The 25,453-nt window shown below is 36.8% G+C and carries 25 protein-coding genes; 2 read left to right on the top strand and 23 right to left on the bottom strand.

Annotated features, from left to right (window positions below; all coding sequences use genetic code 11):
• Positions 1-67: 67 nt before the first annotated feature.
• The 20 genes from DN394_RS01615 to gpr all read right to left on the bottom strand — a co-directional run bounded on the left by DN394_RS01615 (position 68) and on the right by gpr (position 20,512).
• Positions 68-421 carry a diacylglycerol kinase family protein gene (locus DN394_RS01615; protein WP_000715484.1) on the bottom strand — a complete coding sequence of 118 codons (354 nt, stop codon included), beginning with the start codon at positions 419-421 and terminating at the stop codon, positions 68-70.
• Positions 418-888, bottom strand: a complete 471-nt coding sequence (gene ybeY / locus DN394_RS01610; RefSeq protein ID WP_000054689.1) for an rRNA maturation RNase YbeY — start codon at positions 886-888, stop codon at positions 418-420. The genes DN394_RS01615 and ybeY overlap by 4 nt, the downstream gene beginning before the upstream one ends.
• Positions 885-3,029 carry an HD family phosphohydrolase gene (locus tag DN394_RS01605; protein ID WP_046957564.1) on the bottom strand — a complete coding sequence of 715 codons (2,145 nt, stop codon included), beginning with the start codon at positions 3,027-3,029 and terminating at the stop codon, positions 885-887. Before DN394_RS01605 ends, ybeY begins: the two co-directional genes overlap by 4 nt.
• A 193-nt stretch (positions 3,030-3,222) precedes the next feature.
• On the bottom strand, positions 3,223-4,182 hold the full coding sequence (locus DN394_RS01600; protein WP_000840500.1) for a PhoH family protein: 960 nt from the start codon (positions 4,180-4,182) through the stop codon (positions 3,223-3,225).
• 3 nt (positions 4,183-4,185) lie between these two features.
• On the bottom strand, positions 4,186-5,385 hold the full coding sequence (gene yqfD, locus DN394_RS01595) for a sporulation protein YqfD (protein WP_000792473.1): 1,200 nt from the start codon (positions 5,383-5,385) through the stop codon (positions 4,186-4,188).
• A gap of 178 nt (positions 5,386-5,563) precedes the next feature.
• A complete protein-coding gene (yqfC, locus tag DN394_RS01590; protein ID WP_000732264.1) occupies positions 5,564-5,857 on the bottom strand; it encodes a sporulation protein YqfC in 294 nt (97 codons plus the stop codon).
• Between the two features lie 108 nt (positions 5,858-5,965).
• Positions 5,966-6,409, bottom strand: coding sequence for a GatB/YqeY domain-containing protein (locus DN394_RS01585; protein WP_000054579.1), 444 nt, complete (start codon positions 6,407-6,409; stop codon positions 5,966-5,968).
• Between the two features lie 15 nt (positions 6,410-6,424).
• On the bottom strand, positions 6,425-6,598 hold the full coding sequence (gene rpsU, locus DN394_RS01580; protein WP_000048061.1) for a 30S ribosomal protein S21: 174 nt from the start codon (positions 6,596-6,598) through the stop codon (positions 6,425-6,427).
• 464 nt (positions 6,599-7,062) lie between these two features.
• A complete protein-coding gene (mtaB, locus tag DN394_RS01575) occupies positions 7,063-8,415 on the bottom strand; it encodes a tRNA (N(6)-L-threonylcarbamoyladenosine(37)-C(2))-methylthiotransferase MtaB (protein ID WP_000108688.1) in 1,353 nt (450 codons plus the stop codon).
• A gap of 6 nt (positions 8,416-8,421) precedes the next feature.
• Positions 8,422-9,171 carry a 16S rRNA (uracil(1498)-N(3))-methyltransferase gene (locus DN394_RS01570; RefSeq protein WP_001190150.1) on the bottom strand — a complete coding sequence of 250 codons (750 nt, stop codon included), beginning with the start codon at positions 9,169-9,171 and terminating at the stop codon, positions 8,422-8,424.
• 146 nt (positions 9,172-9,317) lie between these two features.
• Positions 9,318-10,256 (bottom strand): 50S ribosomal protein L11 methyltransferase, encoded by a 939-nt coding sequence (gene prmA / locus DN394_RS01565; protein WP_000872122.1) that lies wholly within the window; start codon positions 10,254-10,256, stop codon positions 9,318-9,320.
• A 28-nt stretch (positions 10,257-10,284) separates the two neighbouring features.
• Positions 10,285-11,400 (bottom strand): chaperone protein DnaJ, encoded by a 1,116-nt coding sequence (gene dnaJ, locus DN394_RS01560; protein ID WP_000043954.1) that lies wholly within the window; start codon positions 11,398-11,400, stop codon positions 10,285-10,287.
• Positions 11,401-11,593: 193 nt separating this feature from the next.
• Positions 11,594-13,429 carry a chaperone protein DnaK gene (gene dnaK, locus DN394_RS01555; protein ID WP_000034697.1) on the bottom strand — a complete coding sequence of 612 codons (1,836 nt, stop codon included), beginning with the start codon at positions 13,427-13,429 and terminating at the stop codon, positions 11,594-11,596.
• A gap of 26 nt (positions 13,430-13,455) precedes the next feature.
• Positions 13,456-14,022 (bottom strand): nucleotide exchange factor GrpE, encoded by a 567-nt coding sequence (gene grpE / locus DN394_RS01550; protein ID WP_000392716.1) that lies wholly within the window; start codon positions 14,020-14,022, stop codon positions 13,456-13,458.
• A 114-nt stretch (positions 14,023-14,136) separates the two neighbouring features.
• Positions 14,137-15,153: a heat-inducible transcriptional repressor HrcA gene (hrcA, locus tag DN394_RS01545; RefSeq protein WP_000954944.1), complete on the bottom strand. Its 1,017-nt coding sequence runs from the start codon at positions 15,151-15,153 to the stop codon at positions 14,137-14,139.
• Between the two features lie 133 nt (positions 15,154-15,286).
• Complete coding sequence (hemW, locus tag DN394_RS01540) at positions 15,287-16,426, bottom strand: radical SAM family heme chaperone HemW (RefSeq protein ID WP_149293560.1); 1,140 nt, start codon at positions 16,424-16,426, stop codon at positions 15,287-15,289.
• 51 nt (positions 16,427-16,477) lie between these two features.
• Positions 16,478-16,852, bottom strand: a complete 375-nt coding sequence (locus DN394_RS01535; RefSeq protein ID WP_001293536.1) for a winged helix-turn-helix transcriptional regulator — start codon at positions 16,850-16,852, stop codon at positions 16,478-16,480.
• A gap of 160 nt (positions 16,853-17,012) precedes the next feature.
• Positions 17,013-18,836 (bottom strand): elongation factor 4, encoded by a 1,824-nt coding sequence (lepA, locus tag DN394_RS01530; protein WP_001030960.1) that lies wholly within the window; start codon positions 18,834-18,836, stop codon positions 17,013-17,015.
• Between the two features lie 210 nt (positions 18,837-19,046).
• Positions 19,047-19,412, bottom strand: coding sequence for a YqxA family protein (locus DN394_RS01525; protein WP_080345313.1), 366 nt, complete (start codon positions 19,410-19,412; stop codon positions 19,047-19,049).
• Positions 19,409-20,512, bottom strand: coding sequence for a GPR endopeptidase (gene gpr, locus DN394_RS01520; RefSeq protein WP_000662625.1), 1,104 nt, complete (start codon positions 20,510-20,512; stop codon positions 19,409-19,411). The genes DN394_RS01525 and gpr overlap by 4 nt, the downstream gene beginning before the upstream one ends.
• 181 nt (positions 20,513-20,693) lie before the next feature.
• On the opposite strand from gpr, the gene rpsT reads away from it, so the two are divergent.
• Positions 20,694-20,951 (top strand): 30S ribosomal protein S20, encoded by a 258-nt coding sequence (gene rpsT, locus DN394_RS01515; protein ID WP_001274014.1) that lies wholly within the window; start codon positions 20,694-20,696, stop codon positions 20,949-20,951.
• A gap of 82 nt (positions 20,952-21,033) precedes the next feature.
• Here rpsT and holA read toward each other — a convergent pair whose 3' ends face one another.
• Positions 21,034-22,044 carry a DNA polymerase III subunit delta gene (gene holA / locus DN394_RS01510; RefSeq protein WP_097915784.1) on the bottom strand — a complete coding sequence of 337 codons (1,011 nt, stop codon included), beginning with the start codon at positions 22,042-22,044 and terminating at the stop codon, positions 21,034-21,036.
• Positions 22,045-22,389: 345 nt separating this feature from the next.
• On the opposite strand from holA, the gene DN394_RS01505 reads away from it, so the two are divergent.
• On the top strand, positions 22,390-22,524 hold the full coding sequence (locus tag DN394_RS01505) for a YqzM family protein (protein ID WP_000997609.1): 135 nt from the start codon (positions 22,390-22,392) through the stop codon (positions 22,522-22,524).
• A 29-nt stretch (positions 22,525-22,553) separates the two neighbouring features.
• Here DN394_RS01505 and DN394_RS01500 read toward each other — a convergent pair whose 3' ends face one another.
• Positions 22,554-24,875 carry a DNA internalization-related competence protein ComEC/Rec2 gene (locus DN394_RS01500; RefSeq protein ID WP_149293559.1) on the bottom strand — a complete coding sequence of 774 codons (2,322 nt, stop codon included), beginning with the start codon at positions 24,873-24,875 and terminating at the stop codon, positions 22,554-22,556.
• 13 nt (positions 24,876-24,888) lie between these two features.
• The gene (locus DN394_RS01495; protein ID WP_000439780.1) at positions 24,889-25,446 is read right to left on the bottom strand and encodes a ComE operon protein 2; all 558 of its coding nucleotides are present in this window, start codon (positions 25,444-25,446) and stop codon (positions 24,889-24,891) included.
• Positions 25,447-25,453: the final 7 nt, after the last annotated feature.

Below are 25,453 nucleotides of genomic sequence, written 5' to 3'. Positions count from 1 at the left end.
AAGATACACTCTCTTATTAAAGGCCTTTACAGCACTTTCAAAGCTTCATAAAAGCTTTGGAATGCAACTATACCACATACGGCAAAAAGATAATAGCACCAATTATAACGGCTATTATCGCAAACAATAAAACCGATCCGGCTGCGACATCCTTTGCAATTTTAGCAAACGGATGTATATCGGTAGTCGCTAAATCTACTGTTTTCTCCACAGCCGTATTTACCATCTCTAAACTCATTACAATTCCTATTACAATAAGTAATACCATCCACTCTACTTTCGTAATATGGAAATAAAAGCCGCAGCATATAACAATGACTGCGGCTAAATAATGAATTTTCATATTTCGTTCATGACGAAGACAAAAGAATATACCTGCTATAGCATATCCAAAACTATTTATAAGTTTTCCTTTTTTCATCGACCTAATCCAAATGCCTCTAAAATTTCTTTTTGTCTTCCAAACATTTCTTTTTCATCCTCTTCTGTCATGTGGTCATAACCAAGTAAATGTAAAAAGCCATGTAACGCTAAAAAGCCAAGTTCACGATCAAAAGAATGTCCATACTCTTCAGCTTGTTCTTTCGCTCTCGGAATAGAAATAATAAGGTCACCTAACATACGAGGCATCTCTGCACCTACAATTTCCATTTCTCCTTCTCCCATTTCTTCCATAGCAAAGGAAATGACATCAGTAGGCTGATCCTTATCTCGGTAATCACGATTAATTTCGCGAATGCGTTCGTTATCTACAAATGTCACTGATAACTCCGCACCATCCTCTATTTTTTCCATTTGAGCTGCTTTTTCTAATATCTCACGAATTAAATTCACATATTCTTCTTTCACTTCTTCTGTTTCATCAATGAAATCAATTAATAAACTCATTCTTTCTCCTTCTCTTCCGGTGGTTCCGGATATGTAATACGCGAATGGAAAATACCATTTAACGTTTCACATAACGTTTTTCCAACGATTTGTAGTTCCTTAAACGTCAAATCACATTCACTAAATTGCCCATCTTGCAGGCGATCTTTAATAATATTTTGTACTAAATTATTAATTTGATCTGGCGTTGGGTGATTCATAGAACGTACCGCCGCCTCAACACTATCAGCAATACCAACAATTGCCGACTCTTTAGAAGTTGCTTTTGATCCCGGATAGCGAAACATCTCTTCTGTATATTTTTCTTTATCTTCTTTAATCGCCTTATAATAAAAATATTTAAGTAATGTTGTACCATGGTGTTGTCCAGCAATATCGATAATTTCTTGCGGAATATGGTATTCTTCGAGCATTCTGACTCCATCTGTTACATGAGCAATGATAATATCTTTACTCGTCACAGGATCTAATTTATCATGTGGATTTTCAATTCCCATCTGGTTTTCAATAAAGAATTGCGGTTGTACTGTTTTTCCTACATCATGATAATACGCCCCTACACGTGCTAATACACCATTTGCTCCAACCGCCTCACACGCTGCCTCAGAAAGATTCGCTACCATTACACTGTGGTGATACGTTCCTGGCGCTTCTAACAAAATTCTACGCAAAAGCGGATGATTCGGACTTGATAGTTCCATAAGCTTCATGCTTGATACAATTCCAAGTCCACTCTCTAAATATGGTAATATCCCCATAGCCAAAACGGATGAGATAATTCCTGAAACGGAAGCCATCAATAATTGCGTTCCAATTTCAAGAGGCGAAAAATTCCCATTACGTAATAATAATAACGCCGCTAAGACGACTACATTTAAGATAGAAACGAGTATACCAGCTTGCAAAATCATCGTACGACGATTTTTTTCTCTTAAGAAAATACTTACTGATAATGAACTTAACAACACATAAATACCTACACTATAATTCAGTGTACTTGTTACCCCTTCATTAAACATAATACTTCCGCACACAGAAAAAATCATACTTGTTAAAAATACAAATCGATCGCCAATCATTAGTTTTACAAGTATTGTTCCCATCGCAACTGGGACAACATACGCAATTCCTGCATATTCAAGCTTTTGAAACAAACTAATCGTTTTCATTAAAACAATCGTGATAGACAAAATTGTAATATACGCTAAAATATACGGTCTATCTTCTCTTTTACGCTGTAAAAATACTTCAAACTGCTTATGCATAAAGTACAGTAACACACCAATGAGCACTGCTAATCCAACATAAGGCTGAAAACTATTACCTTTCTCTAATAAACCGACTAATTTCAACTGATTATACATATCACTTGAAATTGTTTCACCTTCTCTAACAATAACTTGTCCTTGAAGAATATAAACAGGTGGAACTAAATCTTCTTCCGCTTTCTTCTTCTCTTTCGTTACAACCGGATCATAAAAATAATTTGCTGTAATTGCATATGATCCTAGCGCGTTCACAGCTTCCTTCAATCCGCTATTCACATTGAGGCTTTTCATTTCATTAACAAATCGCTCTTTTGCTGCTATTTCTTCGGACATTTTAATATTTCCACCCATAATAACACTAACAGACGTTAGAGCCGCGTTCTTTGCTAATTCTAATTGATCCGGTTCTGCATTAATAAAGTATAATAAATTCTCATCCGATAATTCCTTTGTTAAATTAGCCGGCAACTTCTTCTTCAACTTTTCTAATTTATTTGCATCGGTCATCTTTTTTTGCTCTTCAGGTCCAGCAGCTTTCATCTCTTGAATTACTTCAGTTACCTTAGCAAAAACATCATTTACAATATCTACTCTATTTTGTTTATATTCACTTCTATATGTATATTGATCCCCGACTTTTTGAGCGGCCTCTTGTTTTTTTCTGTCCGTTATAACCTTATCTTCAATTTTAATAGGAGAATGAATTGTTTTTTTCGCAATAGCATACATATCAACATCTAATTGCTCTGGTTTCACATTATTCATAAGTGCAAAAAACAGCACTGCTCCTAATAAAACGTAAGAAATCCAACTTAGTTTTTTCGAATGTTGTAAATTACGAAACCACTTAGAAATTTCTTCAGATCTTAACATGATTTCAATACCTTCTCCTCTCTAGAAATAAAGTGAAACTATTTATAGCTTTCATTTCTTCTAGCCAACGATACTTTTAGGTAACATTTTGATACACCAGTACCTATAGTTTATTTCTCTTATCTTTTATGATAGTAAAAAATATGCCGGTCGCCAACCTTAATACAAAAAGAAATGATCCTGACAAATAGGATCATTCCATTTTATCATATGCCTCAATAATACGTTGCACCAGCGGATGCCTCACAACGTCCGTTTGTTCTAATGTAATGAATGAAAGACCTGATACACCAGATAAAATGTTAGAAGCTAGCGAAAGCCCTGATTTTACCCCTTTTGGTAAGTCTACTTGTGAAGGGTCCCCCGTAATAACCATTTTAGAACTAAAACCTAATCTAGTTAAAAACATTTTTATTTGTGCACCCGTTGTATTTTGCGCTTCATCTAAAATAACAAATGAATCATCGAGCGTACGCCCTCTCATATAAGCAAGAGGTGCAATTTCAATTACCCCTCGCTCCATCATACGTTGCGTATATTCTTGTCCAAGAATATCGTGCAAAGCATCATACAATGGACGTAAATACGGATCTACCTTCTCTTTCAAATCTCCTGGTAAAAAACCTAAACTTTCTCCAGCTTCTACAGCCGGTCTCGTTAAAATAATTTTCTTTACATACCCTTGCTTTAAAGCTCTCACAGCCATTACTACAGCTAAGTATGTTTTCCCAGTCCCAGCAGGTCCCATTCCAAATACAATATCATTCTTCTTCATTGCATGAATATATCTTCTTTGCCCCATTGTTTTTACACGAATGGATTTACCTTTTGCCGTTTTAAAGATTTCTTCTTCATATAACTCTTCAAATTGAGCAATTTTCCCTTGTTGTGCGAGCTGAATTGCATACGCAACATCTCTTTCTGTAATTGATATACCTTTTCGAATAACAACAAGTAATTGCTGTAAGATTTTTTCTACGAGTGTCACAGTTTCAACTGCTCCAGATGCATGAACAGTTTCACCTCTAGTTACAATCGATACATTCAATTCCCGTTCAATTACTTTCAAATGAGCATCATTGACTCCAAAAAGAGCGATTGCTTCGTTAGCATTTTCCAATTGTTGGTTCATTTCTACTAATTGTTCTGCCATTACTCAGTCTCCTTGAATATCGGATTCGGATATTGGTTGTGGCTCTGCAATATTTTCGATCACAGTATAATGCAATGTGACTTTTAGTTGATCCGCCTCAACCTCTTTACTCAAAATCTTATCACTTACAATCATAGCATGTTCATCCAATTTTTTCTTTAGTTCTTTTTCAGCCATCTCTTTCGCTACTTTCATTGCCTGTTTTTCTGTATATTCCCGATTCGCTTCTTCCTCTTCTCGTACAATATCTTTTTCATACGCGATCGGCAGTGTAAAACCAAATAGTTTCACATCGTGTTTTACACTTTCAGTACGAGAGCGTTTATACTTATCATGTTGAAATCCCCATATTTTTATTTTCGCACTCCCAAATGTAAGGTAATGCTCATTATATGCATTGCCAGTATATACTTGAAATTGCGTCTTTAGTGGTACACTCACCTCAGATGTGTACCACGTTTCTCCATATACAATACCTTTCGCCGAAACAATCGTCGGACTCTCCTCATTACCGTATATCCCTGATACGAGAAGCTGTCCTTTTTCGACATGGTCATTTTTCAAGACAACTGGTTTTCCTACTTCAACAAATGTTTTTGTCACAATCGCTTCTTTTTTTGCAACTAAATTTTGCGGCCTTTGTTCCTTTTCTTTTTTCGGCTCGTTTTTTTCAACAATTTTAAAATGGTACGTCGTTCCTCTTATTTCTAATCCCGCCCAAGTAATCGCATTAATATTGTCTGTCAAATGACGTTGTACATCTTCTACATTAGGCATTTGGAATTGTAATTTTCCTTTTTTAATACCCATTTTGTCCAGTTCTTTCATCAATATATATTCTGTTTCAGGTTTCGCTCCTGTAATTTCAATTTTCCAAACCATATTGGATAATGCAATCATGCCAAAAAAGAAAATTAAAAAACCAATTAAGAATCCACTATTTTTAATTAAACGCTTATTCAAAAAAGGAAAACCGTAACGCCCAATAAAATATAGTTTACATTCATTTTTTCTATAAATTGGTTTTATTTTCTTCACATCTCGTAATAACATACAAAAAACTAACGTTTCATCAGCAATCTTCTTAACATCCCAAACTAATAATTTTCTACGTACACATTCGTTAACGAACCGTTCCGCACCTCTACCTTCAATTCGTACTTTTACATATCCAAGCCACTTTATAAACCATTTATTTTTCATCTACTATCTCCACTACCTTTCCAAAAGTATACACACTACTTTTTTCACTTTAATTAGCAAAATAGCTCGTACGAAAATGAAATAAAGAGTTCTACCACCCATAAATAGCGAGATAAACTGAATAGTAAGGTCGAATCACGAAAATAACGAAGAAAAACTTCACATATGGAAGTTTCCCTCACTCCTCTTTTTTTTCGTTTTCTAAAAACGTCACTTGCTCAATTATTCCTTCAAGTAAAAGTTCTTCTGGAAGGATTGTTTTAATAATAAAGGATTGCCCTTTAATTAATAATTGACCGTGCTTTAATAACAATCTTACTTCTTTATCTGAAAACACTAATAAACCCCGATGATTTTCTATATAGATATGCACTTGCCCAACAAGCGTGATCCGAGGTAGATCCATTAGCACATCCACTGGCAGGTCTATTTGCTTTGTTAACCAATTCTTCATTTGTTCTAATTTTTTCATCTCAAAAGACCCCCTCTCATCCCATATGTATGAAAAAAGAGCTTGTAATATCACGTCCAAACTGAAAAAAAGCATAAAAAAACGTCTCATACGAAATGAGACGTTTTTTTATGCTAATAGCTGGATAACCAACTTATTCACAAGTGATCCGTCTGTTTTACCTTTTACTTTCGGCATAACAGCAGTCATCACCTTACCCATATCTGCTTTAGAAGTTGCACCAACTTCAGAAATAACTTGCTTAATTACATTCGCTAGTTCTTCTTCTGTTAATTGCTCCGGCAAATATGCGCTTAAAATCTGAATTTCACTTTGCAGTTTATTAACAAGGTCTTCACGACCAGCTTTTTTAAATTCAAGGAGGGAGTCCTTATACTGTTTTACTTCACGAGCTAAAACTGTTAATTCCTCTTCTTCAGTAAGAGTATGTTGCAGTTTAATACCTTCATTTTGTAAAGCAGCCTTAACCATACGAATAACGGTTAATTTTTCTTTTTGTTTATTCTTCATCGCTTGTTTCATATCATCGTTTAAACGACCGAGAAGACTCATAACTTACACCCTCTCTTAGAATTTACGCTTTCTTGCCGCTTCAGATTTCTTCTTACGTTTTACACTTGGTTTTTCATAAAACTCGCGCTTTCTTGCTTCCGCAAGTGTACCAGTTTTAGAAACCGATCTTTTAAAACGGCGAAGTGCATCCTCCAAAGACTCGTTTTTACGAACGACTGTTTTTGACATTCTCTTTCCCTCCCTCCGAAACATCACACTTACATACTAATTTCAGCATGCAAAAAGAAACCCTTCTTCAGCATGTCTTTTACGATTATAATACATTTTATCACTTCAGGTCAACTATTTGGCAGAATAAAAGAAGAATAGATGCCCTTCCCTGTTCAAAAGCTATATAGATAGCTTTTATCCTTTTCCCCTGAAGACAACTATATTTTTATCATTACATCTTTTTTAATGCAGGAATGTACGAAACAACTACTCATTCGACGTACCTGTCTTTTCAGTACTTAACTTCTCCACGAAAAAAAGAAAGCATGCAAATCGTTTCCGTTTGCATGCTTTTTTTATCCCGCTATTTGCCGGGCATTAAGACCCCCACCTCAAAATTCAGCAAAAGCAAAGAACTTAGGTAGGAATCCGGCTGATAATTAGTGGGAAGGAACAAAAACCCCACTCATTAAAGTTTCATTTTATGCGCTTGCTGATTCTTTTTTTACATCATCTTCAAGAACACGAACAAATTGCGCTTCGTTATATGGATAACCAGCTTTCGTAATTTTCACTTTCACTAGCTTACCAATTAACTCTTCTGATCCTTCAAATACAATTTTTAAGTAGTTATCCGTATAGCCTACATATAACCCTTTACGGTCGCCCTCTTTAAATTGCTCTTCCGGAATGATTTCAAGCACTTCCCCTTCAAACTGTGATGCATACTCTTTCGCTAATTGGTTAGATAGTTCAATTAAACGATGAACACGATCATTCTTCACATCTTCAGGAACTTGATCTTCCATACGCGCTGCAGGTGTTCCTGTACGCTTTGAGTAAGGGAATACGTGTAACTCAGAGAAGCGATTCTCTTTAATGAAATTGTATGTTTCCATGAATTCTTCTTCTGTTTCACCTGGGAAACCAACAATTACATCCGATGTAATTGCAAGGCCTGGTAACGCTTCTTTCAATCGATCTAAACGCTCTTGGAAAAATTCCATCGTATACTTACGACGCATACGCTTTAATACAGTATTAGATCCAGATTGCAATGGAATGTGCAAGTGACGTACAACTACTTCAGACTTATCTAACACTTCAATTACTTCATCTGAAATCTGACTCGCTTCAATAGAAGAAATACGTAGACGTTTTAATCCGCCTACTTCCGCTTCCATATCACGAAGTAATCCAGCTAAGTTATAATCTTTAATATCTTCACCGTACCCACCTGTATGAATACCTGTTAATACGATTTCTTTATAACCTGCATCTACTAATTGCTGCGCTTGTTTAATAACTTCTTTTCCATCACGAGAACGCATTAAACCACGTGCCCAAGGAATGATACAGAATGTACAGAAATTATTACAACCCTCTTGTATTTTTAAAGATGCACGTGTACGATCCGTGAAATAAGGTACATCCAGTTCTTCGTATACACGTGTTTTCATAATGTTGCGGACAGCATTAATTGGTTGACGCTCTTTGCGGAATTCTTCGATGTATCCTAACATCTTTTCACGATCCTGTGTACCAACTACAATATCTACGCCTGGAATCGCCATAATTTCCGCTGGAGATGTTTGTGCATAACATCCCGTTACACAAATAACCGCATCCGGATTTTGACGAACAGCACGTCTAATAACTTGACGGCTTTTCTTATCTCCCGTATTCGTTACTGTACACGTATTAATAACATATACATCAGCTTTCTTTTCATATTCAGTTCTTTCATATCCACCTTGTTTAAACAATTGCCAAATGGCCTCTGTTTCATAGTGGTTTACTTTACAACCTAACGTATGGAACGCAACAGTTGACATTGATCATCACCCCATCAATTCAAAATGATACGAAGCAGCACTTAACGCGTATAACGGCGCCGTTTCTGTTCTTAAAATTCTTGGTCCTAAACTACATGGTACAAATTTATGTTCACGAAGCGTAGTAATCTCTTCCTCCGCTAAACCACCTTCTGGTCCAAATACAATCAATAGTTTTTGGCCTGGTTTCATCGTCGTTAAAGCTTTAGCAAAATTGGATTTCTCACCTTGTTTTGCTTCCTCTTCGTACGCAACAAGACATACATCATACTCATTACTCATTGAAAGCAATTGCTTAAATGATGCCGGAGCATGCACTTCTGGAATTTCGCTTCTATGCGATTGTTCCGCAGCTTCTTTCACAATTTTTCTTAAACGCTCAACTTTTTTATCAGCTTTTTTCGCATCCCATTTTACAATAGAGCGAGATGCTTGAAATGGTAAAAATGCGGCCGCCCCAAGCTCAGTTCCTTTTTGGAAAATTAACTCTAGCTTGTCTCCTTTTGGCAGTCCACTTGCAATCGTCACGAAAACAGGAAGTTCACTTGACGCCTCTACCCATTCTACAATAGCCGTATTAATAAATTCACTGGTAATTTCATCAATTGAACATATTGCTGTTTTTCCGTTTACACAGCAATAAATGTGATCTCCAGCTGACATACGCATCACTCTTGCGATATGATGTACGTCATCACCTACAATGCGAATACTTGTCTCATTTACATATTTCTCTTCTACAAAATAACGTTGCATATAATCACCTTAGTAGAGTTTCGTTCCTTTCGTAAGTCAACACTTACGAAAAGAACGAAACGTTATCATTTTTTCATATAACAAACGGCAAGTCCCTCACCTTATAGTGAGAGACTCCCCCTTTTCATTATAAACTAAAATCTATATTACGCATTTCGTGCAATAATTGCTACCCAATCTTCCATTCGTAATACTTCTTCAATTGTAAATCCAGCTTTTTCTAGCGCTTCAGAAATTATCTTTTCCTTCGCTGCAATAATGCCCGATGTAATAAATAATCCGCCCGACTTCACAACTCTTGCTGCATCCTCAGGGAATAAAAGAATAATTTCTGCTAATAAGTTAGCTACGATTAAATCAACAGGACCTTCAATACCTTCTAAAAGACTATTTTGCCCAACAGACACGATATCATCTGTTTTATTTAAACGTACATTCATTTCTGCACTTTCCACTGCAACCGGATCTAAATCATACGCTTGAACAGAAGACGCACCTAATTTTGCCGCTGCAATACTAAGTACACCAGAACCTGTTCCTACATCAATGACAGTATCACCTGGCTGAACTGTTTTTTCTAAAGCACGAATACACATCGTTGTTGTCGGATGAGTTCCTGTTCCAAACGCCATACCTGGATCTAATTCAATAATTTTTTCTTCCGGAGAAGCTGGTGTATATTCTTCCCACGTCGGCACAATTGTGAATGTATCAGAAATTTGTACTGGATGGTAATATTTTTTCCAAGCAGTAGCCCAATCTTCTTCATTGACTTCGTTAACGGTAATATTTCCAGTACCAATTTCGATGTCGTAAGATGGAAGCATATCAATAGATGATTTTACACCCGCAATCGTTTCCTGTAAAGAATCCGTTTGTGGGAAATATGCTTTTATTAATACACCTTCCGCCGGATATTCATCTGGGTTCAATGCATAAATTTCACCATATTGTTGCTCGCGCTCTTTCGTCAACTCCGCTGGATCCTCAATCGCAACTCCACTAGCACCAGCTTCATGTAAAATATGAGAGACAGCTTCTACTGCTTCTTCTGTTGTATGAATACTAACTTCTGACCATTTCACAATTTACCAACTCCATTTTTCATTTCCATTATTCCCCTTTGAAAGCACGTTTAAGCTTTCCAAATAAACTATCATCCTGCTCTTCTTGTCCCGCAAATTCACGTAATAACTCTTTTTGATGTGAAGTTAATTTCGTCGGTACAACAACACGAACGACTACATATTGATCTCCTTGACCGTATCCACGTACGTTCGGAGCACCTTTTCCTTTTAAGCGGAATTCTGTTCCTGTTTGTGTTCCTGCTGGAATTTTTAGCTTCACTTTCCCATGAACAGTAGGAACTTCCACTTCAGCACCAAGTGCCATTTGCGCAAATGTTAATGGCATTTCACAAATAATGTGATCTCCTTCACGCTCAAAGAATTCATGATTTCTCACATGAACAACAACATATAAATCTCCTGCCGGTCCGCCATTTACGCCCGCTTCACCTTTTCCAGATACACGAATTTGTTGACCATTATCAATACCTGCTGGAATTTTAACATTGATTTTTTTACGTTTACGTACTTTACCAGAACCGTGACATGTCGTACATTTTTCTTTAATCATTTGACCAGTTCCTGAACAATGACCACAAGCTTGACGGTTTACGATACGACCAAATGGTGTATTTTGTTCTACACTTACTTGCCCTGATCCTGAACAATGTTTACATGTTTCTTTTGAAGTTCCTGGTTTCGCTCCGCTACCTTTACAAGTATCACATGGATCTTCTACTGGAATCTCAACATTTAATTCTTTACCAAAAATAGCTTCCTCAAACTCTAAAGTAACTTGATATTGTAAGTCAGCACCTTGACGCGGAGCATTTGGATCACGACGTCTACCGCCACCGCCGCCAAAGAACGAACTAAAGATATCTTCGAAACCGAAGCCACCGCCGAAGTCTCCTCCGCCGCCAAAGCCACCGAAACCTTGATTTGCACCAGCATGACCAAATTGATCATATTGCGCGCGCTTTTGATCGTCGCTTAATACTTCGTATGCTTCTTGTACTTCTTTAAACTTTTCAATTGCATTTTCTTCTTTACTTACGTCTGGATGGTATTTTTTAGCCAAACGACGATACGCTTTTTTTATTTCATCTTTTGAAGCACCCTGGCTAAGTCCAAGGACCTCATAATAGTCTCGTTTACTCATAAATTTACAACCCCCGAATCTTTCACATAAACGTAATTTTAACACCGAAAGAAAGTGCTTTGCAACAAAGTTTCCTCACTTACAGTATGCAAAGTAAAAAACTTAAGAACCTCACACTTTTCTTTTCATTCGTGAAAAAAGCCAAAGTCAAGGCACGCTTGACTTTGACTTTTTGTCATCTTACTTATTTATATTACTTATCTTCTTTTACTTCTTCGAACTCAGCGTCTACTACATTGTCTTTCTTCGCGCCAGCATCTTGTGCTCCTTGTGCACCTTCTGCTTGCCCTGCAGCTGCTTGAGCTTGCTCGTATAATTTAACAGTTAATTGTTGTACGATTTCTTGTAAAGCGTCTTTTTTCGCACGGATTTCCTCAAGCTCGTTCTTCTCGATCGCAGCTTGTAATGCTTCTTTCGCTTCTGTTGCTTTTGCAACTTCAGCCGCATCCACTTTACCTTCTAAATCTTTTACAACTTTATCTGTTTGGAATACAAGTTGGTCAGCTTCGTTACGAAGTTCAACTTCTTCCTTACGTTTTTGGTCAGCGTCAGCATTTGCTTCTGCTTCTTGTACCATACGATCTACTTCTTCATCAGAAAGACCTGAAGAAGATTGGATTGTAATAGTTTGCTCTTTGCTTGTTCCTAAGTCTTTTGCACGTACGTTAACGATACCGTTCGCATCAATATCGAATGTTACTTCGATTTGTGGAATACCACGTGGTGCTGGTGGAAGGTCTGTTAATTGGAAACGACCTAATGTTTTGTTGTCAGCTGACATTGGACGCTCACCTTGTAATACGTGAATATCTACTGCCGGTTGGTTATCAGCAGCTGTTGAGAATACTTGTGACTTACTTGTTGGAATTGTAGTGTTACGCTCGATTAATTTCGTGAACACACCACCCATAGTTTCAATACCTAAAGAAAGTGGAGTTACGTCTAATAATAGTACGCCTTCTACATCACCAGTAAGTACGCCACCTTGAACTGCAGCACCTAATGCTACAACTTCATCAGGGTTTACACCTTTATATGGTTCTTTACCAGTTTCACGTTTAATAGCTTCTTGTACAGCTGGGATACGAGTAGATCCACCAACAAGGATAACTTTATCTAATTCACTTGGAGCAAAACCAGCGTCTTTTAATGCACGACGAGTTGGCTCTAACGTTCTTTCAACAAGACCTGCTGAAATCTCTTCGAATTTCGCTCTTGTTAACGTTAATTCTAAGTGTAATGGACCAGCAGCTCCAGCACTAATGAATGGTAATGAAATTTGTGTTTGTGTTACGCCAGAAAGATCTTTTTTCGCTTTTTCAGCTGCATCTTTCAAACGTTGAAGTGCCATTTTATCTTGGCTTAAATCAATGTTATTTTCTTTTTTGAACTCAGCTACTAAGTGGTCAATAATAACTTGGTCAAAGTCATCTCCACCAAGACGGTTGTCACCAGCAGTTGAAATAACTTCGAATGTTCCATCTGCTAACTCAAGGATAGATACGTCAAAAGTACCGCCACCTAAGTCATATACTAAGATTTTTTGCTCTTCATCTTGTTTTTCTAAACCGTAAGCAAGCGCTGCTGCTGTTGGTTCGTTAATGATACGCTCAACTTCTAAACCAGCGATACGACCAGCATCTTTTGTTGCTTGACGTTCTGCATCGTTGAAGTATGCAGGTACTGTAATAACAGCTTTCGTTACTGTTTCACCTAAGTATGCTTCAGCAGAAGCTTTTAAGTTTTGTAAAATGATTGCAGAAATTTCTTGAGGTGTATAATCTTTACCTTCAACTTCTACTTTGTAGTCTGTACCCATATGACGTTTAACAGACATGATTGTATTTGGGTTTGTAATTGCTTGACGCTTTGCAACTTCCCCAACTTGACGCTCTTCATTTTTGAAAGCTACAACAGAAGGTGTTGTACGGTTTCCTTCTGGATTTGGGATAACCTTTGGTTCTCCACCTTCCATAACAGCTACACAAGAGTTTGTTGTACCTAAGTCAATACCGATAATTTTACTCATGGCGAATCCTCCTACTTTTATGTAAATTATTGATTTACTTTTACCATTGATGGGCGAATCACACGGTCTTTTAGTTTATAACCTTTTTGGAATTCTTCAACTACCGCGTTTGATTCAAATTCACTATCTTCCACTTGCATAATAGCTTGGTGTTCATTAGGATCAAACTGTTTACCAACAGCTTCAATCGCTTCCACGCCTTCTTTAGTCAACGCTTCTAGCAATTGACGATGCACCATTTCCATACCTTGTAACAAGGATTTCGTTTGCTCATCAGTTGCTTCCACTTGCATCGCTCTTTCAAAATTATCAAGAGCTGGCAAAATATCTGAAACTAGACTTTGTGCTCTATATTTTTCAGCAGCCTGTTTATCCATTTGGACACGACGCTTATAATTTTCAAAATCAGCTTGTAGACGTAATGTGCGACCTTCCGTTTCCGTTAGCTTCGCTTGTAACTCATCTACTTTTTCTTGTAAAAGAGCAGCCTCACTTTTTTCTTCTACAGTTTTTTCACTGTTTTCTGTCGTGACAGCTTCTTCAACTTGCGCTTCTTTTACTTCTTCTACCACTTGTTCGTTACGCTCTTCCACAATATTCACCTCCTTAAAAGGTATTAGGTATTATGCTGAACACAATTCCTTAAGCATTATATATTACACACAGCAATGAAAATTTCATTACTTGAGCGAATGTATTACTCTCATTTACTTTTTAAGTCCATCAGTAAATTGTCTCGTAAATAACTGTAACAAACTAATTACCCGAGAGTATTGCATTCTTGTCGGACCTAAAATAGCAATTGTTCCAAGCTGTTCTTCTCCAATCGAATATGTTGCAGAAATTAAACTACAATCTTCCATGGCCGTCGCAGAGTTTTCCCTACCAATGTTCACTTGAATACCTACTTGTTTATGACGCAAAATGTCATAAAACTCGGCTTCATTATCAATCATCGTCAGCAAGGATCTTACTTTGTGAATGTCATGGAACTCTGGTTGCGAAAGCATATTTGCTTTGCCTCCAAAGTATATCTTTTCCGATAAAGGAACTTGAAATGTACCATCTAACATTTTTATTGCACTATCGTAATTATGAACATATCCACGTAAAACTGTAACAATCTCTTTAAAGATTTTGTTATGCAGTTCTGCCATTGGTACACCCGACAGCTTTTCATTTAAAATATTAACCATTTTTTCTAAATCTGATAAATCAACAGATTCCGGAACGGTAATCGTTTTGCTTTGTACATGCCCTGTATCCGTTACAATAATAGCGACTGCAGTTTGATGGTCAAGCGGTACAATTTGTACGTTTTTAAGTTTATTTGTGCTTAACTTCGGTCCAAGAACAATGGCCGTATAATTCGTAAGCTCTGATAAAATTTGAGCCGATTGCTGTGCAATCTTTTCCGCTTCAAAAATTCTTTCAGCAAATAAATCTTTAATTTGTACAATTTCATCGTTCGGTAAGTTTTGCGGCGCTAAAAGATGGTCTACATAAAAACGATATCCTTTTTCAGAAGGAACACGTCCTGAAGAACTATGCGTTTTCTCAATAAATCCTAGTTCCTCTAAATCAGCCATTTCATTTCGAATAGTAGCTGAACTAAACGTAATTTCATCTTTCTTAGCCAACGTCCTCGACCCAACAGGTTGCGCTGATCCAATAAAGTCATCAATAATTGTTTGTAAAATTAAGAGCTGACGTTCCGTAAGCATCTCATCATCACCTCTGTTAGCACTCTTTGTCTTCGAGTGCTAAATCTATTAATAACTTACCAAAATTGACATTGAATTGTCAACGGAAACGTCACGAAATAATGAAACTTTTTCACGTTTATGGAACATTTAATTAGTCAATCAAAAATGATTGGAATACTTCATTCCCTAATAATTTTCCTTTTCGCGTTAAACGAACATATCCATCTTTCTCTTCAAGCAATCCTTGTTCTTGATTTTTTTGCAACTGCTTCGCGAAAACTTGATTCATCTCCATATTAAATTTCTTTTGAAACAATATTTTAGATACACCTTGTGTTTTTCGAAGTCCTAAGAACAACTCTTCTTCCATTCTTTCTTTCTCCGTCACCGCGTGAACATCTAAATATGGAAATCCAGTTTCATCGATTTTATTGAAATATTGCTTGAGCGGCCCTACATTTTGGATACGTTCTCCATTTACATAACTATGCGCTCCAGCTCCAAATCCATAATACTCCTCATTATTCCAGTATGTGAGATTGTGTCTACTTTTATTATCACCTTTTGAGAAATTGCTAATTTCATACTGGCTATAGCCGTGTTTCTCCATTTCATCCATTACCATTTCATACATTTTCGCTTCATGATCTTCACCTGGAAGTCTTAATTTCCCTTTATTCATTAAGTTATAAAACACAGTTTTCGGTTCCACAATTAATGAATATGCTGAGAAATGTTGTACACCAAGCGTAAAAGCAATGTCTAATGTTTCTTTTACATCTTCTATCGTCTGCCCTGGCAGAGCATAAATAATATCTACATTTATATTTTTAAAGCCCACTTCCTGCGCTTCTCTAATTGCTACAAATGCATCTTCCCTCGTATGCTTACGCCCAATTTTCTCAAGCAACTCATCCCGAAATGTTTGCACACCAAAACTAATTCGGTTCACTCCACCTTCTAGCAATACATTTAACTTCTCTTTCGGTAAATCACCTGGATTCGCTTCAAATGTTAATTCACAATTTGGAGCAAATGGACGTAAGCGACGGTTTATAATATCTAGTAACTTTTTTGTCTGTTCCATATTTAACGCTGTCGGAGTTCCTCCACCAACAAAAATCGTTTTCATACTATCAAACGGTACTTTTTGAACTGTATTTATTATTTCTTTCTCTAAATACTCTAAATATTGATCGACCGGTTGGCGTTCAATAAACACTTTATTAAAATCACAATAGTGACAAATATGCTGACAAAATGGAATATGAATATATGCAGCTTGAACCAAATATAACTCCTACCTTTCTAAAAAGAAAACCTCCGCACTCCGGAGGAATCTTCACTTCTCTAACGTATTACGAATTTGTTCCATTCGCATTTTTCCCCAATCATACATCATTTCAACGATCGGTAAAAGCGACATGCCTAATTCCGTCATATAATACTCTACTCGCGGAGGAATTTCTGGGTATACTGTTCGGTCAACAATCCCATCTTCCATTAACTCTTTTAATTGGTTCGACAAAACTTTATGAGAAATGCTTGGGAATAATCGTTGTAATTCACTAAAACGATGAGGCCCTTCCACACCAAGATGCCACAGTATCACAACTTTCCACTTCCCGCTAATAATAGAAAGCGTCAATTCCTTTTCACAATTAAAATTGCCATTTTGTATTTTTTCGTGAATATCTTTTCGAATATTTTCGGACATTAATAGTCTCCTAACTTTATATCAATCATTCATAAATATAGCCACCTCACTATTGTAAATGAGAGAAGCTACGTTGTCTAAAAAGTAATTATACATAAAAAAGAAGCCGTATAAACGACTTCTTTTTTTATCTCAATCCGCATGAAATAACAATCAATTATTAGTTGTCATCCATTTTCAGTACAGCCATGAATGCTTCTTGCGGTACTTCTACAGAACCAACAGACTTCATACGTTTTTTACCTTCTTTTTGCTTATCAAGAAGTTTACGCTTACGAGAAATGTCACCACCGTAACATTTCGCAAGTACGTTTTTACGCATTGCCTTAATTGTAGAACGTGCTACAACCTTGTTTCCGATAGTCGCCTGAATTGGTACTTCGAACTGTTGTCTTGGAATTAATTCTTTTAATTTCTCTACGATTACTTTACCACGATCATACGCTGAATCACGGTGTACGATAAATGATAGAGCATCGACTTGTTCGTTATTTAAAAGAATATCCATTTTCACAAGTTTCGATGGTTTGTAACCAATTAACTCGTAGTCAAACGATGCATATCCTTTCGTATTTGATTTCAACTGATCGAAGAAGTCATATACGATTTCTGATAACGGGATTTCGTATGTTAGTGTAACACGTGTTTCATCTAAATATTGCATATCAATAAACGTTCCACGTTTACCTTGGCAAATTTCCATTACAGCTCCAACATAGTCATTCGGAACCATAATTGAAGCCTTCACAAACGGCTCTTCTACACGATCAATAGACTGTGGATCTGGCATATTAGATGGATTATCAACAATAACATCTTCACCGTTCGTTAAATAAACTTTATAAATAACGCTTGGTGCTGTTGTAATTAAATCGATTTTAAATTCACGTTCAATACGTTCTTGAATGATTTCCATGTGAAGAAGTCCTAAGAAACCACAACGGAAACCAAATCCTAGCGCTTGAGATGTTTCTGGTTCAAACTCAAGAGCAGAATCGTTTAACTCTAATTTTTCTAACGCATCACGTAAGTCGTTGTAACGTGCAGAATCGATTGGATATAAACCACAGAATACCATCGGGTTTAATTTACGATAACCTGCTAACGCCTCTGCAGCCGGACGTTTTGCATGTGTGATCGTATCACCTACGCGTGTATCACCTACGTTTTTAATAGATGCTGCTAAGAAACCTACATCACCTACTGTTAACTCGTCACGTTGCGTTGTTTTCGGTGTAAACACACCTACTTCTGTTACTTCAAATTCTTTTCCAGTTGCCATCATGCGTACTTTATCGCCAACTTTTACCGTTCCATTTACAACACGGATATATGCAATTACACCGCGGTACGGGTCATATAAAGAATCGAAAATCATACATTGTAAAGGCTCTTCTGAATCCCCTGTTGGAGCTGGTACCTTTTCAACGATTTGTTCTAAAATATCTTCAATACCAATACCAGCTTTCGCTGAAGCAAGTACAGCTTCCGATGCATCTAAACCAATTACATCTTCTACCTCTTGACGTACACGTTCTGGGTCCGCACTTGGTAAGTCGATCTTATTAATAACTGGTAATATTTCTAAATTATTATCAAGCGCTAAATATACGTTCGCTAATGTTTGCGCCTCAATCCCTTGTGCTGCATCCACAACAAGAATCGCACCTTCACAAGCCGCTAAACTACGAGATACTTCGTACGTAAAGTCGACGTGTCCTGGAGTATCGATTAAGTGAAGAATATACTCTTCACCGTCTTTCGCTTTATACGTTAGTTGTACTGCATTTAATTTAATTGTAATACCGCGCTCACGCTCTAAATCCATAGAGTCAAGCAATTGAGCTTTCATTTCACGTTGTGTTAACGCGTTTGTTTTCTCTAAAATACGGTCTGCTAACGTTGATTTTCCGTGGTCAATATGAGCAATGATAGAGAAATTACGGATTTTAGACTGTCTTTTTGCTCTTTCTTCTTTGTTCATCTATGTTCTCAACTCCTAATAGTCTCGCCAATATACACTAGCACTGATTATATCAATAGAGCAGCAAAGATTCAATGAAAACTCGTGCTGCTTACAATACAAATCATTCTATTTATATCTTATGCGAACAAACCATAAGAGACAAACCTTTTTCAAATTTAAAAACGGCTGTCGTACAAAATGGTAAGACAACCGTTCTTCCTACTACCCTTAACTAAAAATCTCTCTCACTTTCCCAACAACTATATCCGTTCCGAACTTTGTTACTTCATAAGTAGCACTTGCTATTGCCATACCAATTCCTTCTACAACATTAAAGCTTTTTAAGCTTTCTAATTGTTTTTGTTTTTCAGCAACAGAAAACGAACTTCCCAAAATTTCTGATTCAGCACCCGCACCCTCTGTTCCTGTCATATGAGCGATTTGTTCATACGACATTTGCTGATAACCTTTCATACTTTTCAAACCATGATTAGCAAGTGCCACCCCTGCTGTTATCATAAGTAAACATAAGGCCGCACTACATATACATAAAAGCGAAAAACGGCTTAAACGATTATCGTCTCTTCCCATCAATGTGTATATGCTCCTGTATTATCTTGGTCAATTTGATGATGCAAGGCTGCATTTAAACCACTCGCTATTACATTCGCCATATCCTCTATGAAAGCATCCACTTCTTTCGGAGTCACCATTAAATTATGACCAAGAGGAGATAACACTTCATAAATTAATTTTCTCTTCTCTTCATCTTCCAGTGTACCTACAGCACCTAAAAACATATTCCGACTCTTTTCATCCGGCATATCTTCTTCTGTTAATTTTTTCTTTTCTCCAAATGTAAAACCGGCTGGCAACAAAGAACGGGAAGGTTTGTTTCCTTCTTTCATCTCCCGTCCAAAATGTTTCAAAATAAAATCAATTGTATCGCTTGTAATCGAAACTGCATCAACCACAGTCGGAACACCAATCGCGATAACAGGAATACCCAATGTTTCTTTACTAAGTTCCTTACGCTTATTCCCAACACCCGATCCAGGATGAATTCCCGTATCAGAAATTTGTATCGTACTATTTACTCGTTCAATAGAGCGGGCAGCTAATGCATCAATTGCAATGACAAAGTCTGGCTTCGTCTTCTCAATGATTCCATAAATGACATCGCTCGTTTCGATTCCTGTAATTCCCATTACCCCCGGCCGAATTGCACTAACAGGCCTAAACCCTTCTTCTACACTTTCAGGCTGCAATTGAAACAAATGTCTCGTTACCAATACATTTTCTACAACGATTGGTCCAAGCGCATCTGGCGTTACATTCCAATTCCCAAGGCCAACAATTAAACAACTCGCTTCTTTCGTAACGCCAACCTCTTCTAAGAAATAAGAAAATTCTTTTGCAAAAATGCGCTCTACTTTTTGTTGCAGTTCCGTATCTTGTTGACGTATACCTTGTACTTCAAGCGTTAAATAACTCCCAGGTTTTTTTCCCATCGATTCAGAGGCAATTTCATCAATCGTTACTTTTGTAATCGTAATACCTTCTTCTTCCCTCTCTTTGACAATAACTCCTTGTATCCCTTTTTGCTCTTCTTGACTCTCTTGCAGCATTTCATGTGCCTCTACAGCAAGGTCCGTTCTAACACTATATTTACTTAAATCTAATGGTTCTTTCATCGTATCTCCTCCGTAATTCATAGTAAATATCGTTAGATTTCCCAAAGTTATATAAGGTCATTCTTTCCTTTACGTGAAATTTCATTGATATACTATTGCAATTCTCTTCACCGTTTGATAGAATATCACTTGTTCTATGTTAAGAATCGAGTCATTCGATTGCACCAGGGAGGTGAAAAGTATGGCAAACATCAAATCTGCTATCAAACGCGCTAAACTTAGCGAAGAGCGTCGTTCACATAACGCTTCTATCAAGTCTGACATGCGTTCTGCTGTTAAAACTGTAGAAGCTTTAGTTACTAATAACGATCTTGAAAATGCTAAAGAAGCTTTCAAAACTGCTTCTAAAAAACTTGACAAAGCAGCTCGTAAAGGTCTTATCCACCAAAACGCTGCAGCTCGTCAAAAATCTCGCTTAGCGAAACAAGTAAACGCGTAAGGCGTTTAAAAAACGATCCATTTGGATCGTTTTTTTATATACAAAAAAGTTCACGTGCTTAGCACGTGAACTTTTTGTTTCATCACATATGATTTAATCGCATTAAGAAAAACTCAAGCACAAGTTTCTTATCCATTTTTCCAGTCTTCATACTATAATCAGCTTCCGCTAATTCTATAATCACTTTTTTTAATTCTTCAAAAGAGAAAAAATTCGTTTGATTCATCGCTAACTTTACACGATATGGATGCACACCAATATGAGACGCAATTTGATTTTGTCCATAACCACGCTGCTGTAACTCTTTCACTTGATAGAGCAGGCGGAATTGACTTACTAATAACGCAAGCAGTTTAATTGGTTCCTCTTGCTGCGTAAATAATCCATCCAAAATTTGCATCGCACCCGCGATATCTTTTTTTACCACTTTTTCTGTCAAAGCAAACACATTTTGTTCAACCGATTTTGGCACAAGCTCCCCAACAAGTTTCGGTGTAATCTCTCCGCCCATACCGACGTATAACGTTAACTTGTCCATTTCCTTCGCCAACATCGTTACATTACTTCCCACAAGCTCTAACAACAAACTAACAGCTGCATTATCTATATGCACATGCACTTCATCTGCACGAGCAACAATCCACTTCTGAACATCCTGCACTTGCATCGCATTCGCTTCTACTACGTCCGCTGTTTTCTTTAATAGTTTTGTAATTTTTTTTCGTTCATCAAGTTTTTCGTAAGGCGCAACAAAAACAAGAATAGAAAATGGAGAAGGCTCTCCAATATATTCTTCTAAAATTTTTATATTTTGCTCTAATTTTTCTTTTTGTGAAGTTAAAAATAGTGGTGATTTTATTAATATCACTTTACGTTCCCCGAAAAAAGGAAGTGTGCGTGCATCCTCAACCACATCTTCTAAATACGCTTCTTCTAAATCATATGTCACAACATTAAACTCGCGATCTTCCTCTTCAAGCGCTTCTATTGTAATAAGCTTTATCGTTTCATTTATAAAAAACGCTTCCGTTCCATACAGTAAATACACTGGAACAAACTGCTTCTTTTTAATCTTTTTATGTATATCACTCATACTTTTTCCTACTCCCTAACTTGGCAATATATATTTATACTACTGCCCTAGCTTTCGTTTTACAAGTACAAAGGAACAGGCTTTATGACCCGTTCCTTTATTTATATTAAACGCCACGCAATAAGCCCCGGGTTTCTTATTGGTGTGCGGTAATCACCTTCCCTTTATTATTCACAATAAAAATTCGAGTATAAGTGCCAACTGTTAACATGCTTGGAAACAAAACACTCACGTTCCTTAACGATCTAAAGTAGTAAAAACGCTCGATTTCTCTTCATATGGAAATTGTAGATTTTTTTCTGACAATATTTTATACTAAAGTGGAATGTTGGGGAGGGATTCTAAATGAATGATTTTGAACAGAACGTTCAAAGTAAACGCAATGACGCTATTGATTCAGGGGTAGGATTTATCGTCTCATTTGGTTTTTTCGCAACACTTTTCATCATTGCAACTGTTATTAAATTTATCGGTTCTTAAAGACTGCTGCTTACTGGCAGTCTTCTTTTTTATCTATTATGTGTTTCATCATATGTGATTTTGCTACGAAAGGTTCCGTGTTCCACTTTAAAAACATAGGAAATAGCGCCTTGCTTATCCGTACGCCATATTTCAATCCCCATCTTCTCCAAACGCTCTATCACTTCCTTATGAGGATGCCCATACCTATTACGCTCACCGACAGAAATAATCGCTACATCAGGCTGTACAGTGCTCAAAAAAGGCACTATAGATGACGTATTACTCCCATGATGAGCAACCTTTAAAACATCCGCCCGTAAATCTGGATAAGTAGCTATTAAAAATTTCTCTCCTTCTTCTTCTAAATCACCTGTAAACAGCCACGTTGCCCCTCCTAATTTTGCCCATATTACAATTGAAGCATTATTTTCACTTCTTGCTTTTCCTGTTGGAGCTAACACAAAAAATTCAGCTTCATTTACGCTCCAACTCTCTCCTTCCCCCACTTCACTTATTTTCACTTCCTTTTCTAATGCCTGTTTCTTTAATACTTTTTCTAATACCGCATCTTGTTCTTTTCGGCCAAATACAACTTCTTTTACGGTTATATTTGATAATAACTCTTGCGCAGCACCTATATGATCCGCATCTCCATGCGTTACGATTAATTTATCAATTGTTTTAATCCCTTCCTTTTGTAAATAAGGGATTAAAATATCATTTCCAACAGAAAATTCATGCTTTTTCCGTTGCCATTCTTCCTTATTTGCACGCATTGTGCCACCAGTATCAATGAGGTAAATCTCTTTATCGTACGGGAGGCGAATTAAAATTGCGTCTCCCTGTCCAACATCAAGAAATGTAACACTCCCACTTTCTCGAAAATACGGATATACATAATGACATGTACAAACGAAAAGAAATATACCCGAAGCTACGGACATAATTTTCTTCGACACCCGCCTTTCCCAAACCATCAATATACTAACAATACTCGCGTAATATAGAGCTACAAGAAGTATAGGTGTTTGCCCGAAAACAAGGCGGATAAACGGTAAATTTTCACAATAACTTAGAAAATCATTAGAAAGATTCAAACCTATTGATAGTACATTCGCAAGTCCTTTTGCAAGAAACGGGACGATCGGTATACATATCAAAACGATAATACTACACGGCAATACAATAAGAGATAAAAACGGAACGTATAGAATATTAAGAAAAATACTATATGGAGAAAAATAACCGAAGTGATATAACGAAATCGGAGTACTAACGAGTTGTGAAATAAAAGAAATATAAATGGAATTTCGGATTACTCCATTGCTACTATCTAGTAAAAGCGGGGCTGACAAAAGCAAGGCGAAACTACCAACGAACGAAAACTGAAAGCCAATATTAAAAACAAGATACGGATCAAATATAAGCATACATATAGCTGTAACGCTTAAAGCATCTAAGCTAGATAAACGAATAGAACATATGAAAGCAATCAACATCAAAACTCCTGTTATAGAAGCTCTTATAACAGACGGTGATGCTCCTGCTAAAATCATATATAGAGGAATGCAAAAGATAAGACATACTGTCGCTATCTCCCTCGTCACACCACTTCTTAGCAAAATAAAATACACAATCACCATTAACAATACGATATGCGATCCTGAAATCGCCAACAAATGTACAAGACCAAATTGCTGATATTGCTCTTCAACTTCAAATGTCATTTGTTGTCTATCACCAAATACTAATGCATTCATAAAAGCACCTGATTGCTCCGGAAACATTTCTGTAACGCCCGAGATTGCTTGCTGTCTCAAAAGAAGAATCCATTGCACGAGTGACAACGATGTTTTTTGGCATTCAGAAATATGTGTAGCCTCCAATATGAAATGAATATTTTGCTTATACAAATAATCACGATAATTAAAACCATGAAAGTTCCGAGCTATTGGTGGTTCTTTCCTCTCACCTTCGAATACACATGATACTCCTGCATGTAATTGTCGCAGTTGTTTCTTTTCCAAGGCCGATTTAATTTTGTAACTTAACTGCACTATATTTTTATTCTGATCTTCAACTTGAAATGTTAGGCGATCCCCGTTAATAAGAGGTGTATTTTGTATTAGCCCCCTTGTAACTTCGTAAGACTCTCCTAGAGGCTTGTTTTGCCCTTGAATATACGTAGTGTACATAGTGCCACTAAAACACGCTAACATACAAAAGAAGAAGGTTTTACGCGAAGTACGGTATAAACAATAGAAAACATACAAAACGAGACAACAAGTCAGCAGTAAAACTGAAGTGGAAAAGGCAATTGCAATCCCTATGATAAATGAGATTGCAACATAACCCCATTGTCCATACAACTATACTCACTCCTTATAGCATCATTTTTGCTTTCGTGAATACATGCTGTAATTCTTCCATTGATAAGTTTTCTTTTTCTAAAGATGCAAATAGTTCTTTTAACTCCATATGACGCTTTTGATCCTCTAATGCTGCAATATTATATTCTAGCGGAACGTGTTTCACTGTTACATCCGCTTTTTCAAATAACTCTACGGCATATGGATGATTTTTATAATCCTGCGCATAATAAACTGCTGTAATACCACTTTGAATAATCGCCTTACAGCATTGTAAACAAGGGAAATGCGTAACATAAATTTCCGCTTCCTCCGTTTTCACACCGAATTTTGCACACTGTAATAAAGCATTCATTTCTGCGTGAATTGTACGAACACAATGATTATCAATAACGTAGCATCCATCATCTATACAATGTACGCCACCTTTAATTGAACCATTATATCCACCAGCAATAATTCGTTTATCACGAACGATTGTCGCTCCTACTGCAAGCCTTGTACATGTACTACGTAAAGATAGCAGATGGCTTTGCGTCATAAAATATTGATCCCATGAAATTCGTTCCATATTTTTC

It is taken from the genome of Bacillus sp. BB081, assembly GCF_008368895.1.
GTDB lineage: Bacteria > Bacillota > Bacilli > Bacillales > Bacillaceae_G > Bacillus_A > Bacillus_A wiedmannii.
The sequence above is the reverse complement of the archived record's forward strand: the minus strand, read 5'-3'. Positions and strand labels throughout refer to the sequence as shown.

What these genes read in the sequence shown, in the direction of transcription:
- hrcA (WP_000954944.1), bottom strand. Translation starts at nt 15,153, where the DNA reads ATGCTTACGGAACGTCAGCTCTTAATTTTACAAACAATTATTGATGAC.
- DN394_RS01605 (WP_046957564.1), bottom strand. Translation starts at nt 3,029, where the DNA reads ATGTTAAGATCTGAAGAAATTTCTAAGTGGTTTCGTAATTTACAACAT.
- DN394_RS01585 (WP_000054579.1), bottom strand. Translation starts at nt 6,409, where the DNA reads ATGAGTCTTCTCGGTCGTTTAAACGATGATATGAAACAAGCGATGAAG.
- lepA (WP_001030960.1), bottom strand. Translation starts at nt 18,836, where the DNA reads ATGAACAAAGAAGAAAGAGCAAAAAGACAGTCTAAAATCCGTAATTTC.
- DN394_RS01615 (WP_000715484.1), bottom strand. Translation starts at nt 421, where the DNA reads ATGAAAAAAGGAAAACTTATAAATAGTTTTGGATATGCTATAGCAGGT.
- DN394_RS01570 (WP_001190150.1), bottom strand. Translation starts at nt 9,171, where the DNA reads ATGCAACGTTATTTTGTAGAAGAGAAATATGTAAATGAGACAAGTATT.
- mtaB (WP_000108688.1), bottom strand. Translation starts at nt 8,415, where the DNA reads ATGTCAACTGTTGCGTTCCATACGTTAGGTTGTAAAGTAAACCACTAT.
- gpr (WP_000662625.1), bottom strand. Translation starts at nt 20,512, where the DNA reads ATGAAAGAACCATTAGATTTAAGTAAATATAGTGTTAGAACGGACCTT.
- DN394_RS01535 (WP_001293536.1), bottom strand. Translation starts at nt 16,852, where the DNA reads ATGTCCGAAAATATTCGAAAAGATATTCACGAAAAAATACAAAATGGC.
- DN394_RS01495 (WP_000439780.1), bottom strand. Translation starts at nt 25,446, where the DNA reads ATGGAACGAATTTCATGGGATCAATATTTTATGACGCAAAGCCATCTG.
- ybeY (WP_000054689.1), bottom strand. Translation starts at nt 888, where the DNA reads ATGAGTTTATTAATTGATTTCATTGATGAAACAGAAGAAGTGAAAGAA.
- yqfD (WP_000792473.1), bottom strand. Translation starts at nt 5,385, where the DNA reads ATGAAAAATAAATGGTTTATAAAGTGGCTTGGATATGTAAAAGTACGA.
- dnaJ (WP_000043954.1), bottom strand. Translation starts at nt 11,400, where the DNA reads ATGAGTAAACGAGACTATTATGAGGTCCTTGGACTTAGCCAGGGTGCT.
- dnaK (WP_000034697.1), bottom strand. Translation starts at nt 13,429, where the DNA reads ATGAGTAAAATTATCGGTATTGACTTAGGTACAACAAACTCTTGTGTA.
- DN394_RS01600 (WP_000840500.1), bottom strand. Translation starts at nt 4,182, where the DNA reads ATGGCAGAACAATTAGTAGAAATGAACCAACAATTGGAAAATGCTAAC.
- rpsU (WP_000048061.1), bottom strand. Translation starts at nt 6,598, where the DNA reads ATGTCAAAAACAGTCGTTCGTAAAAACGAGTCTTTGGAGGATGCACTT.
- rpsT (WP_001274014.1), top strand. Translation starts at nt 20,694, where the DNA reads ATGGCAAACATCAAATCTGCTATCAAACGCGCTAAACTTAGCGAAGAG.
- yqfC (WP_000732264.1), bottom strand. Translation starts at nt 5,857, where the DNA reads ATGAAAAAATTAGAACAAATGAAGAATTGGTTAACAAAGCAAATAGAC.
- DN394_RS01505 (WP_000997609.1), top strand. Translation starts at nt 22,390, where the DNA reads ATGAATGATTTTGAACAGAACGTTCAAAGTAAACGCAATGACGCTATT.
- holA (WP_097915784.1), bottom strand. Translation starts at nt 22,044, where the DNA reads ATGAGTGATATACATAAAAAGATTAAAAAGAAGCAGTTTGTTCCAGTG.